General features: G+C 54.7%; 9 protein-coding genes, 2 tRNA genes and 1 pseudogene. 4 read left to right on the top strand and 8 right to left on the bottom strand.

Going from position 1 to position 12,298, the window contains the following annotated elements; genetic code table 11:
* Nucleotides 1-10 precede the first annotated feature (10 nt).
* Complete coding sequence (ghrA, locus tag F0320_RS07625) at nt 11-949, bottom strand: glyoxylate/hydroxypyruvate reductase GhrA (protein ID WP_126328213.1); 939 nt, start codon at nt 947-949, stop codon at nt 11-13.
* Between the two features lie 232 nt (nt 950-1,181).
* Here ghrA and F0320_RS07620 point away from each other — a divergent pair.
* The 3 genes and pseudogenes from F0320_RS07620 (at nt 1,182) to F0320_RS07610 (ending at nt 1,872) form a co-directional block, all read left to right on the top strand.
* Nucleotides 1,182-1,269, top strand: a tRNA-Ser gene (locus F0320_RS07620).
* Nucleotides 1,270-1,461: 192 nt separating this feature from the next.
* Nucleotides 1,462-1,637, top strand: a pseudogene (locus F0320_RS07615) (hydrolase); the annotation flags it as partial.
* 147 nt (nt 1,638-1,784) lie between these two features.
* Nucleotides 1,785-1,872 (top strand) — tRNA-Ser (locus tag F0320_RS07610).
* Nucleotides 1,873-2,115: 243 nt separating this feature from the next.
* On the opposite strand, the gene F0320_RS07605 is transcribed toward F0320_RS07610, so the two are convergent.
* The 5 genes from F0320_RS07605 to efeU form a co-directional block, all read right to left on the bottom strand.
* Nucleotides 2,116-3,621: an alanine/glycine:cation symporter family protein gene (locus F0320_RS07605; protein WP_126328212.1), complete on the bottom strand. Its 1,506-nt coding sequence runs from the start codon at nt 3,619-3,621 to the stop codon at nt 2,116-2,118.
* 392 nt (nt 3,622-4,013) lie between these two features.
* Nucleotides 4,014-4,805, bottom strand: a complete 792-nt coding sequence (gene phoH, locus F0320_RS07600) for a phosphate starvation-inducible protein PhoH (RefSeq protein WP_029740192.1) — start codon at nt 4,803-4,805, stop codon at nt 4,014-4,016.
* Between the two features lie 499 nt (nt 4,806-5,304).
* Nucleotides 5,305-6,588: an iron uptake transporter deferrochelatase/peroxidase subunit gene (efeB, locus tag F0320_RS07595; RefSeq protein WP_126328211.1), complete on the bottom strand. Its 1,284-nt coding sequence runs from the start codon at nt 6,586-6,588 to the stop codon at nt 5,305-5,307.
* A 5-nt stretch (nt 6,589-6,593) separates the two neighbouring features.
* Nucleotides 6,594-7,721, bottom strand: a complete 1,128-nt coding sequence (efeO, locus tag F0320_RS07590; protein WP_126328210.1) for an iron uptake system protein EfeO — start codon at nt 7,719-7,721, stop codon at nt 6,594-6,596.
* Nucleotides 7,722-7,761: 40 nt separating this feature from the next.
* Nucleotides 7,762-8,595, bottom strand: coding sequence for an iron uptake transporter permease EfeU (efeU, locus tag F0320_RS07585; protein WP_126328209.1), 834 nt, complete (start codon nt 8,593-8,595; stop codon nt 7,762-7,764).
* Nucleotides 8,596-8,846: 251 nt separating this feature from the next.
* Here efeU and F0320_RS07580 point away from each other — a divergent pair, with 251 nt between their 5' ends.
* On the top strand, nt 8,847-10,031 hold the full coding sequence (locus F0320_RS07580; protein ID WP_126328207.1) for a NupC/NupG family nucleoside CNT transporter: 1,185 nt from the start codon (nt 8,847-8,849) through the stop codon (nt 10,029-10,031).
* 31 nt (nt 10,032-10,062) lie between these two features.
* Here the strand turns inward: F0320_RS07580 and F0320_RS07575 are convergent, their stop codons facing one another.
* Together F0320_RS07575 and putP are read right to left on the bottom strand one after the other, a co-directional pair.
* The gene (locus tag F0320_RS07575) at nt 10,063-10,482 is read right to left on the bottom strand and encodes a DUF3574 domain-containing protein (protein WP_047650830.1); all 420 of its coding nucleotides are present in this window, start codon (nt 10,480-10,482) and stop codon (nt 10,063-10,065) included.
* 116 nt (nt 10,483-10,598) lie between these two features.
* Nucleotides 10,599-12,107 (bottom strand): sodium/proline symporter PutP, encoded by a 1,509-nt coding sequence (putP, locus tag F0320_RS07570; RefSeq protein WP_149323878.1) that lies wholly within the window; start codon nt 12,105-12,107, stop codon nt 10,599-10,601.
* Between the last annotated feature and the right edge of the window lie 191 nt (nt 12,108-12,298).

The raw sequence follows: 12,298 nt of genomic DNA, 5'->3' as shown, positions 1-12,298 counted from the left end.
CGGGTTTCTCTCAGTAGCCGCGCTGTCTGTCGACCTGTCCGGTGACCGCGTTACCCTTTTCCATTTCGCTGATGGTATGGGATATATACGCCACCGCTTCTGCCGGACGCGTCACGGCAGCCACGTGCGGGGTCATGGCGACGCGTGGATGCGACCACAGCGGGCTTTCCGCGGGCAGTGGCTCACTGCTATAGACATCCAGCATGGCGCCTTTTAGCTTTCCGCTGTCCAGCACCTTCAGCAGATCGCCTTCCACGACATGAACCCCGCGCGCGAGGTTCATCAGGTAGCTCTGGTCGGCAAGCTGATTGAGCAGGGCTGCATTGATGATCCCCACCGTTTCCGCCGTGTTTGGCAGCAGGTTTATGAGCACACGCGTGCCTTTCAGAAAGGCCAGAAGCTCATCCGTTCCGGCAAAGCTCTCTACGCCCGGATAATTCTTGCGGCTGCGGCTCCAGCAGCGCAGCGGGAATCCCCACGGGGCAAGCGCTTCGGCCACTTTTGAGCCCAGCACGCCCGCACCGAGGATGCCGATGGTAAAGTCTTCGCGATGGTACTCCGGCAGCGGCTCCCAGTGGGCTCGCTGTTTAAAGGCCTGATAGTCATCGAAGCGGCGGAACCAGTGCAGTACCTGGCTCACGGCATACTCCTGCATCTGCTGCCCCATTCCGGTATCTTCCAGGCGGAAGAGTGGGACGTCTTCCGGCAGCATTTCAGGGTGTGCCTTCAGTTTGCTCAGAATGGAATCCACGCCGGCTCCCAGGGCAAAAACGGCCTTCAGCTTGCGGCCCTGGAGCATTTCTACCGGGGGATGCCAGACCAGCGCATAGTCAGCATGTTCATTATCGCCACGCTTCCACTCGCGAACGCGTGCGCCGGGTAACGCAGTCGAAAGCGCCTTGATCCAGTATGCCGTATCAAAAGTGGGGTGATAGAAAAGTATATCCATAGTCATTCCTGCCTTTTATTGCGCTGATTTAGTTTGCTTTTTCACTGGACGGTCAGCATAACAAATTTATAGCGCAACTGTGTTGCTGATAAAAAAGACGCTTTCAGCACATTTAAGAATCATGTTGCCTGAAGTTTGTCTAAACGCGCTAAATTACTGAAAAAGTGAGTTGACGGCAGTTCGGCTTTTCCTTACATTAGCGCCCGTCCCGGCAACAATGGGATGACAATATGGTGAGGTGTCCGAGTGGCTGAAGGAGCACGCCTGGAAAGTGTGTATACGGCAACGTATCGGGGGTTCGAATCCCCCCCTCACCGCCATATTCGAGATGAGAGCTCGTACGAAAGTACGGGCTTTTTTCTTTTATATTCTCCGTAAAGGGGGGGATGAAAACCCCCGACCGGGGTTCGACAACTGGCGACAGCCAGTTGGACAGACTGAGAGCGCAGCGAACAGGCTGCCCGCACAAAAACGCCGGGAGCGTTTTTGAACAAAGCCTGCGTTGGCCCCAGCCCATGGATACGGCGGCGGTGGCCTCCGAGATCCAGAGAACTGGAACCGTGAGGACGCGGCTCAGTGGGCTGAGGTGTACACCCACATCTTCCCGGCTTACCGGCTGCTGATCGAAAGCTACGGCAAAGCCCAGGAAGTGGTTATAAACAGCGAAGTGCTCGATTCACAGCGTTAGTCCCCTGTGCCACGACGTAAAAACCGTGGAGCTGATTAATGCTTAACCGAACAGGCACTAAAGCTGAAAATCTGCTTGACCGTGTTAGCGCAACTCCCTATAGTAGCGCCCCGTTGCCCCCCAAGCGGTCAGGCAGCAAAACAATATGGTGAGGTGTCCGAGTGGCTGAAGGAGCACGCCTGGAAAGTGTGTATACGGCAACGTATCGGGGGTTCGAATCCCCCCCTCACCGCCATATTTAAGATGAGAGCTCGTACGAAAGTACGGGCTTTTTTCTTTTATATTCTCCGTAAAGGGGGGGATGAGAACCCCCGACCGGGGTTCGACAACTGGCGGCAGCCAGTTGGACAGACTGAGAGCGCAGCGAACAGGCTGCCCGTAGGGCGAGCGAAGCGAGTCAATCCCCCCCGGTGCGGACTGAGCCGCCTCAGCTATATAAAAAGCCCGAACTAATGCCCGGGCTTTTTTATTCGATTCCTCAGCTATTCAACTTCCCTGCCGGCTGCTTACTTTCAAGCGATGAAACCGGCTCAGGCTGAACACCATCCTCATCCTTACGCCCATCAAGCCAGTAATCCGCATTTTTAATCCCCAGCCGAATCGGGTCAAACTGAGGATCCAGCCCCTGCGCATTCTGGATTTCATAATCCTTAAGGCTGGCAAACGCTTTTTTATGCAACAGAACAATGGCAATAATGTTGAGCCACGCCATCAGCCCTACCCCAATATCCCCCAGTCCCCATGCCAGATCCGCGGTGCGAACCGTGCCATATACCGTGGAGGCCATCAGGCATAACTTGAGCAGAAATGTCAGCCATGGACGGTGAATTTTGCGGTTAATGAAGGCGATATTGGTTTCGGCAATATAGTAGTAGGCAATAATCGTTGTGAAGGCAAAGAAGAACAACGCAATGGCAACAAAGTAATTACCAAAGCCTGGCATCATACTTTCCATCGCCGTCTGCACATAGCCAGGACCCGCGGCAACGCCTGTAATCCCGGTATAAAGCGCTGCGCCGTCGACGCCCTGGACGTTATACAGCCCGGTGATCAGCAGCATAAACCCGGTCGCGGAGCAGACAAACAGCGTGTCAATGTAGACCGAGAATGCCTGAACCAGCCCCTGCTTCACCGGATGGCTTACTGCCGCCGCAGAGGATGCATGCGGCCCGGTCCCCTGCGCGGCCTCGTTGGAATAGACGCCGCGCTTAACGCCCCACATGATGGCCTGACCCAGGATGGCACCGAAACCTGCTTCAAGGCCGAACGCACTTTTCCAGATCAGCAGAATAACCGAAGGAAGCTGGTTAATATTAATGGCGATAATCACGCAGGCGACAATAATATACCCCAGCGCCATAAATGGAACGACCATACTGCTAAAGCTGGCGATCCTTTTCACACCGCCGAAAATAATAAAACTTAACAGTACCGCAAGTAATGCCGCCGTAACGTTCGGACTCAGGCCAAACGCAATATCCAGGCTCGCCCCAATCGAGTTTGCCTGCACGCCCGGAAGTAATAATCCGCAGGAGAAAATAGTCACAATAGCAAATAACCATGCGTACCACTTCACGCCTAAACCTTTTTCAATATAAAAGGCAGGACCACCGCGATATTCGCCGTTAATTTTTTCTTTATAAACTTGTCCCAGGGTGGATTCGACAAATGCAGAGCTGGCACCTAAAAAAGCGACTATCCACATCCAGAAAAGCGCGCCCGGACCGCCAAAGGTAATTGCCGTGGCCACACCGGCGATATTCCCTGTCCCCACGCGGCCTGCCAGCGTCATCGTCAGCGCCTGAAATGACGATACGCCTGCATCGGTAGGACGCCCCTGGAACATCAGGGTAATCATATGTTTGATATGGCGTAATTGCAGGAAGCGACTACGCAGCGAGAAATAGAGGCCGACACCCAGACATAAGAATATTAACGCAGGGCTCCAGATTACACCATTAATAGCACCGACCAGTTCGTTCATGTATGACCCTCAGCGTGATGTTTCGGGGAAAGGTGCCCCTGTTGTGTTTCTTCTTAGAATTTTGTTCGAACAAGTACGAAACATAGATAACTCACCTGAAGACACCAACTTAATTTTTACTTCGTAATCATGTTCTGTGACAACATTCACGTTTAATTTTTAACTAACAATTAGCGCACTCATTATATTTACAGGTATTTTGTGGGTATTATCACTTCATATCACACTTCTGCAAAAAAGAATAAAAACGCCCACCCACTTAATAATCGACATTATTGTTCCAGCAACACAGTGCTTAAATAAGGGGAATTTCTGCGGAGTATAAACGACGCTTCCCGGCATTACGCCGGGAAGACATTACAGGAAAGAGGCAAAACGATAATGCTTTATCTTTAGTCGGAATAGACTTGCAGCGTGCGCTGACAGAGCGCTGAACGCACACAGTCCTCTTTAGTGAAGCGTACCACCCCAATCATCTCATCTTCCTCAAAACGTGACATGGCGTCGCTCAGCCCGGATTTCACGCCGGATGGCAGGTCACACTGGGTAATATCGCCGTTAACGATAACCGTCACGTTCTCCCCGAGGCGCGTTAAAAACATCTTCATTTGCGCAGCGGTCACGTTCTGAGCCTCGTCAAGAATGACGACCGCATTTTCAAATGTACGTCCGCGCATATAGGCGAACGGCGCGATTTCCACCTTGCCAATCTCTGGTCGCAGGCAGTACTGCATAAAGGATGCACCCAGTCGCTTCACCAGCACGTCATAGACGGGCCTGAAGTACGGAGCAAACTTCTCCGAAATATCCCCGGGCAGGAAGCCGAGATCTTCATCAGCCTGCAGTACAGGACGGGTAACAATAATTCTCTCCACGTCCTTATGGATCAGCGCTTCCGCCGCTTTGGCTGCACTGATCCAGGTTTTCCCGCATCCGGCTTCACCGGTTGCAAAGATGAGCTGTTTACTCTCGATAGCATTCAGGTAGTGCGCCTGAGCCTCATTGCGCGCAACAATTGGAGAATTATCACGGCTGTCTCGGGCCATGCCAATTGCTTCTACGCCACTCATCTGCACAAGCGAGGTGACCGATTCTTCTTCACGCTGTTTATGGCTACGTGAATCCCGTCTCAGCACACGTTTTGCTTCGCGACGAGCTTTGATCACTGCTTTTTGTCTTCCCATGGATAGCACCTTGAGTTGTTGGTATTCATCACACGCGCCAGCTTCGGCACGATTATGCGCACGAACATCAGAGGGTTGGCTTCCTTGTAAGCCATTGCTTGCTTTATCGGATAACGATACGGAACAGCTACGCGCACCGTTCTGCACGTCGGTCGAATCAGATTCTTGAGGAAGGGGGGAAAATTTAGTGGTGAGGAAATCGCTGCCGGAGTCTGAGCCTCCGCGCCGGGTGCTGCGGTTTTTATGTTTACCTTGTCCAGTACAGGACGCAACCATTCGCGATCTCCATAGTGATTCAGCATCACTGCCGGGAACTACCGCTGTCTTATCTTAAGTACATCAGGAGTTATCATAAATGCAACATTTATTTTACCTGAGCGCAACTTTTAAGACTGCTCCTGCAGCGGAATCAGTCTCATATATGAATATTACAGAAATATAACAACAAGATAGTCATATGAAAAAATAATGTCCCCGCGAACGGTTGCGGGGACAATTATCAGGCTTCAATAAGACCCTGAGCGAGATACGCGTTGCTGTCGCGCACGCCCGGCAGGGCAAAGAAATAGCCGCCGCCGATGGGCTTAATGTACTCTTCCAGCGCTTCGCCGTTGAGCCGCTTCTGCACGGTCAGGAAGCCTTTTTCCAGATCGTGCTGATAGCAAACGAACAGCAGCCCCATATCGAGCTGGCCGGCGTTGGTCACGCCGAGCGAATAGCTGTAGCCACGACGCATCATCAGGCTGGATTGCGTCTCTTTAGTGCGCGGGTTAGCAAGGCGGATATGGCTGTCGAGCGCGATGACGTCGCCATTCGGATCGCTCGCGTAGTCAGGCACATCATGCTCGTTCTTCATGCCAAGCGGCGCGCCGCTTTGCTTATCGCGACCAAAGATCGTCTGCTGCTCCTTGAGCGGCGTGCGGTCCCAGAACTCCACGTGGAACTGGATAATGCGCACCGCCTGATAGCTGCCGCCCACCGCCCACGCCGGTTCGCCCTGATCTGCCGTCACCCATACCACGTCTTTCATCAACGCCGCATCGCTGCTGTCCGGGTTGGCCGTGCCGTCCTTAAAGCCCAGCAGGTTAACCGGCGTCTCTTTGCCTTTGCTGCGGGCGGCGTGGTCAGAGATAAACCCTTCCCGCTTCCAGCGCACGCTCAGCAGATCCGGCGTGTGCTTGATAATATCGCGCAGGGCGTGGATCACCGTGTCCTGGGTATTGGCACAAATCTGCAGGAGCAGGTCGCCATGACACAGCGCCGCGTCCAGGGAGTCATTCGGGAAACGCGTCATTTTCTGCAGCGATTTCGGCTTCTGTTTTGCCAGCCCGTAGCGCGCATCAAACAGCGTTTCACCGAGCGAAACGGTAATGGTCAGGTTATCCGGGGCGATAAACGGCCCCAGAATACCGGAGTCCATTGGCGGCAGACGCGGGTTCGGCGTATCGGGCGCCGGTCCACCGGCGGTGAGAAACGCGATGCGCGTCGTCAGCAGGCGGAACAGGCGCTCAAGATCGGCTTTATCGCTCGCCAGTGAATCAAAGGCCACCAGCATCATGGACGCCTGCTGCGGCGTCAGGATGCCCGACTGATGCTCGCCATAAAACGGCTGCGTTTCCATGCGGGCATTGGGTGACAGCGTACCGGGCGCGCTTTGCGGTTTCGCCGCATGCGCTACCGGACAGCCACCGGCCAGAGCAAGAGCGCCCCCCAGCGCCCCCACCCCTTTTAACAATCGACGACGTGAAGGTTCCGCCACGTCGTATTCGTCATGCTTGTTCATCGTGCTTAGTCCAGACCCAGTACGCCGCGCAGCAGAGAGAGATCTTCCGCCAGGGCGGTAATCGGGCCTTTCAGCGCGTTACGGTCGGCATCGGTCAGCTTGTCGTAAGTTTCAAACCCGTCTTTAGTGCGATACTTCGCCAGGATGGTATCGACTTTCTTAAAGTTGGCATCCACTTTCGCCAGCAGCTCGCTGTTCTCTTTCTGCAGCTGAGGACGCAGCAGGTTAACAATTTTCTGCGCGCCGTCTACGTTGGCCTGGAAGTCCCACAGATCGGTATGGCTGTAGCGATCTTCTTCGCCGCTGATTTTGCTCGCGGCCACTTCTTCAATCAGGCCGGCCGCGCCGCCCACCACTTTTGACGGCGGGAAGGCCAGCTCGCTGATGCGCTTTTGCAGCTCCAGCACGTCGCCGTTCAGCTGCTCGGCGTATTTCTCCATCCCTTTGGTAGAGTTGTCGCCAAACAGGGCTTTCTCAAGACGGTGGAAGCCGGTGAATTTTGGATCGGCCGCTTTCTGCTCGTAATCGTCTTCACGGGCATCAATGCTGCCATCAAGATCGGAGAACAGCTCCGCAATTGGCTCAATACGCTCGTAGTGCTGACGGGTTGGCGCATACAGGGATTTCGCCTTTTCGATATCGCCCGCTTTCACCGCATCGGTAAAGGCTTTGGTGCCCGCGACCAGATCTGCAGTCTCTTTAGTGACGTAGGCTTTATAGGCGGTGATGGCCTCGCCCAGGCTCAGCAGCGCTTCGCCCTTCGCGGCATCCTTCGTGGCGTTGCCCTTGACGATCAGCTTGCCTTTCGGATTAGTCAGCAGGCCGCAGGTCATCTCATACTCCCCCGGCTGCAGGTTGGCGGTCATCTTCTGGCTGAAGCCAGGGGCGATGTTTTCGCGCTCCTCCACCACCAGAACGCCTTTGAGGATCTCCCACTCCAGCGACTTCTGGCTATGGTTCTGAATGATGAACTGGGTTTTGCCGCTGTTGACCGTGAGGGTCATCGGCTCGCACTGCTTATCATTGACGGTGACTTTAACCTGAGGAACATCCGCGCCCCAGGCGGAGAATGCAGAAGCGAACAGCGCGGCAATGCCTGCGCATAACGCACTACGACGGAACTGAATTGCCATGACTCTTCCCTTTATAAGTATGTTGTAACTAAATCAAAGATTACGGCGTCACGCGCGACGCCTGCTTGCCGGTACGCGGCGGCATAGCGAACAGCACCAGCGCCGGAACCAGATAAATAAAGTACATCGCCACTTCGCTGACGCTCGGCGTTTCCTGATAGCCGAAGATACCTTCGAGCAGGGTGCCGGTCAGAGAATGGGTGGAGAGCACGTTGCTGAGGTCAAACGCCACGTCCTGGAAATGGTTCCACAGGCCCGCCTCGTGGAAGGCGCGTATCGCCCCCGCCGCCAGCCCCGCAGCCACCAGCAGAATAAACAGGCTGGTCCACTTGAAGAACGCGCCCAGGTTAAGGCGGATACCGCCCCAGTAGATCAGGAAACCGAGCACAACGGCGGTGGCAAGACCCAGCACGGCTCCCAGCGGCGGCCAGATCCCCACATCCTGCTGAAACGCCGCCAGCAGGAAGAAAACAGACTCAAGGCCTTCACGCGCGACGGCGAAAAAGACCATCATAATAAGCGCCCAGCCGTGGTTGTTCCCCTTTTGCAGGGCGTTATCCACCGCCTGCTCCAGCTGCACCTTCACGTTACGGGAGACTTTACGCATCCAGAACACCATCCAGGTGAGGATCACCACCGCAATTACGGCGACTATCCCCTCAAACAGCTCCTGCTCTTTCTGCGGGAACTCCCCGGTGGTTTCGTTGATGAGGATACCGAGGCCCAGACAGAGTGCTGCAGCAAGGAATACCCCGACCCACATGACGCCAATCCAGCGTCCGCGCTGGGTTCGCTTCAGATAACTGGCGATGAGGCTCACGATAAGGGCAGCTTCAAGCCCTTCACGTAACATAATGAGAAATGGAACAAACATGCCGACACCTTAAATGTTTATCGCGGTCAACTGATGCAAAGAAAGGTAAATTCTTGTGATAGTGATTATCATTACGGCGAAAATAAACACAAGCGAAATGTGCGGTGTTTTGATGACGAGTTGTAAACGCCGAGCCTGGTAATAGTTACATACGTTACGTTCAGATTTATAAGTTATAACGAAAATGCCCATTTACGCTGGTACGGGGCTGTGGCTAAATATCCGCCTCAAAAACCTGGTGAAAATTAATTATGTTTAAAATTGTCCATTTCCTGCTGGCGCTGGTCATTATTCTCGCGCTTGCCTGGCTGGTAAGTTTCGACCGCCGAAAAATTCGCATTCGTTATGTTTTACAGCTGATTATTATTGAAATTGCGCTGGCGTTCTTTTTCCTGCACGCCGAAAGTGGGTTATTCCTGATTAAATACGTCTCCGGATTCTTTGAGTCACTGCTCAAATTTGCCGGCGAAGGTACCAATTTCGTCTTTGGCGGAATGGGGGAGAAAGGGCTGGCGTTCATTTTCCTCGGCGTGCTTTGCCCGATTATTTTTATTTCCGCACTGATTGGTATTCTTCAGCACTGGCGGATCCTGCCGATTTTTATTCGGGTCATCGGTACGCTGCTGTCGAAACTGAACGGTATGGGCAAGCTGGAATCCTTTAACGCGGTGAGTTCGCTGATCCTCGGCCAGTCGGAAAACTTCATTGCCTACAAAGGCGTGCTGGGCGATCTCTCCTCTCGTCGTCTCTTCACCATGGCGGCCACGGCCATGTCGACGGTCTCCCTGTCGATTGTCGGCGCCTATATGACCATGCTTGACGCCAAATTTGTCGTCGCCGCGCTGATTCTGAACATGTTCAGCACCTTTATTATTCTCTCCGTCATCAACCCGGCGCGCCCGGAAGCGGAGCCGGATATCAAGCTGGAAAAACTGCACGAATCGCAGAGCTTCTTTGAGATGCTCGGCGAGTATATTCTGGCCGGTTTTAAGGTGGCGATGATTATTCTGGCGATGCTGATTGGCTTTATCGCGCTTATTAGCGCCGTTAACGCCCTCTTCTCCAGCGTATTTGGCATGAGCTTCCAGCAGATCCTGGGTTACGTATTTTATCCCCTGGCGTGGCTGGTGGGGATTCCGCTGAGCGATGCCCTGAACGCGGGCAGTATAATGGCAACCAAGCTGGTGGCGAATGAATTTGTGGCGATGATTGAGCTGCAAAAAATCGCGCATCAGATGTCCCCGCGCGGGCTGGGGATTTTATCCGTTTTCCTGGTATCCTTCGCGAACTTCGCGTCCATCGGCATCGTGGCCGGGGCGATTAAGGGCCTGAACGAACAGCAGGGGAACGTGGTATCGCGTTTCGGTTTGCGTCTGGTGTACGGCGCGACGCTGGTGAGCCTGCTGTCGGCGAGCTTTGCGGGTTTGGTGCTGTAAGTGAGAACGGCGGGTTATCCCGCCGTTTTTATCAGAACTGCACGCACACCGGCTGATCGACCCGCATCACCGACTCCTGCGCGAAGCGTGACTTGTAAATCCCGCGTAACGCTTCGATGTTCTTCTCGCTCTGCGCATCTTTACCGTGGATCAGCATCAGCGCTTTGCTGGGTTCTCGCGCCACTTTCCCGTCGTTCCCCAGCCACTGCCCGCGCGCGTCAAACACCGTTAAGCCATCGCGGAAACGCGGCGTCACGTCCTGATCGACAAACTGCTGCCACTCGTTGCTGGTGATCTGCGCCCCGGCAGGACGATTTAAGCCGAAATAGAGCGTGGTTTGCTGCATCTGGTTATCCGCTTTGCAGGTCTCCACCGCCGCGTGCTGTGACGGCGCCGTGCAGCCAGCGAGCATCAAGAATGCCGCTGCCATTACCCCTGTTTTGATTGTCATGCTTCGCTATCCTCATTGTTATAAGCACATGGATATCACAGGAAATTACGGATTTTGGCAAGAAAAAAGCCGGGTGCGCTTGCGCTCACCCGGCCTGCGTTGTGCAGCGAGAATAATTATTCTGCCTGGAGCTTAGACGGCGGCGCAGTATGGTAATGCGCGTCGGCCTCAGCAAAGCGTTTCTGCATGGAGGCAGAAGGGGCTTTACCCAGCAGGCTGAACACCACGATGCCGATGCTGCCGAAGATGAAGCCCGGAATGATTTCGTACAGGCCCAGCCACGCGAACTGTTTCCAGACGATAACGGTCACCGCACCGATAATCATCCCCGCCAGCGCGCCGTTACGGGTCATACGTGACCACATGACGGAGAACAGCACTACCGGACCAAATGCCGCACCAAAGCCCGCCCACGCGTAGCTCACCAGGCCCAGCACGCGGTTCTCCGGGTTGGCCGCCAGCGCAATGGCTACCAGCGCCACCACCAGCACCATAAAGCGCCCTACCCACACCAGCTCTTTCTGGCTCGCGTTTTTACGCAGGAAGGCTTTGTAGAGGTCTTCGGTGATTGCGCTGGAGCAGACCAGCAGCTGGCAGCTCAGGGTAGACATCACCGCCGCCAGGATTGCGGAGAGCAGAATACCGGCAATCCACGGGTTAAACAGAATTTGCGCCAGCTCGATGAACACGCGCTCGGCGTTCTGGTTGACCGCGCCCGCCTGCGCCGGGTTGTTGTTGAAGTACGCGATGCCGAAGAAGCCGACCGCACACGCCCCCGCCAGACACAGGATCATCCACGTCATGCTGATGCGACGGGCATGAACGATGGTGTGGTGGGAATCCGCCGCCATAAAGCGCGCCAGGATATGCGGCTGACCGAAGTAGCCCAGACCCCAGCCCATCAGGGAGACGATGGCCACGAAGTTCAGCCCTTTCAGCATGTCGACGTTTTCGATGCTCTTCTGCTTGATCACTTCCAGCGATTCGCCAAAGCCGCCAACGGTGAAAATCACAATCACCGGGGTCAGGATCAGGGCGAAAATCATCAGGCTCGCCTGCACGGTGTCGGTCCAGCTCACGGCCAGGAATCCGCCCACGAAGGTATAGAGGATGGTCGCCGCCGCACCGGCCCACAGGGCGGTTTCGTAGCTCATGCCGAAGGTGCTTTCGAACAGACGCGCGCCGGCCACGATGCCGGAGGCGCAGTAGATGGTGAAGAACAGCAGGATAACCACCGCAGAGATAATGCGCAGAACGCGGCTGTTATCTTCAAAGCGTCCGGTGAAGTAATCCGGCAGCGTCAGGGCGTTGTTGTTGGCCTCGGTATGCACGCGCAGACGGCCTGCCACCAGTTTCCAGTTGATCCACGCACCCACGGTCAGACCGATGGCGATCCAGCTTTCAGAAATACCGGAGATGAAAATCGCGCCGGGCAGCCCCATCAGCAGCCAGCCGCTCATGTCGGATGCGCCCGCAGAGAGTGCGGTCACCATCGGGCCTAAACTGCGTCCGCCCAGAATGTAGTCGTCAAAGTTCTTTGTAGAACGCCACGCCAAAAACCCTATCAGGATCATGCCAAAAATATAAACGAGAAATGTCACCAGCATCGGTGTGCTAATAGCCATTCAAATTCTCCAAAATGTCGAGCGACAACCATCCGGGCTGCCTTGTTATATGATCACCGGAACGAGGTGAATGTATCTTGTGTTTCGGTTGGGCGCGCTATCCTGCCGTATGCGCCTTCCGCTGACAAACGATTTAACACTGCATTTACATCAATTTCATCCCCGGTTTGATACGAGTTTCCTATAGGTTG

It is taken from the genome of Enterobacter dykesii (assembly GCF_008364625.2).
Classification (GTDB): domain Bacteria; phylum Pseudomonadota; class Gammaproteobacteria; order Enterobacterales; family Enterobacteriaceae; genus Enterobacter; species Enterobacter dykesii.
This window is presented reverse-complemented; position numbering and strand designations above follow the sequence as displayed.

Coding starts and splice junctions, on each gene's coding strand:
- ghrA (WP_126328213.1), bottom strand. CDS start 949: ATGGATATACTTTTCTATCACCCCACTTTTGATACGGCATACTGGATC.
- F0320_RS07605 (WP_126328212.1), bottom strand. CDS start 3,621: ATGAACGAACTGGTCGGTGCTATTAATGGTGTAATCTGGAGCCCTGCG.
- phoH (WP_029740192.1), bottom strand. CDS start 4,805: ATGGGAAGACAAAAAGCAGTGATCAAAGCTCGTCGCGAAGCAAAACGT.
- efeB (WP_126328211.1), bottom strand. CDS start 6,588: ATGAACAAGCATGACGAATACGACGTGGCGGAACCTTCACGTCGTCGA.
- efeO (WP_126328210.1), bottom strand. CDS start 7,721: ATGGCAATTCAGTTCCGTCGTAGTGCGTTATGCGCAGGCATTGCCGCG.
- efeU (WP_126328209.1), bottom strand. CDS start 8,595: ATGTTTGTTCCATTTCTCATTATGTTACGTGAAGGGCTTGAAGCTGCC.
- F0320_RS07580 (WP_126328207.1), top strand. CDS start 8,847: ATGTTTAAAATTGTCCATTTCCTGCTGGCGCTGGTCATTATTCTCGCG.
- F0320_RS07575 (WP_047650830.1), bottom strand. CDS start 10,482: ATGACAATCAAAACAGGGGTAATGGCAGCGGCATTCTTGATGCTCGCT.
- putP (WP_149323878.1), bottom strand. CDS start 12,107: ATGGCTATTAGCACACCGATGCTGGTGACATTTCTCGTTTATATTTTT.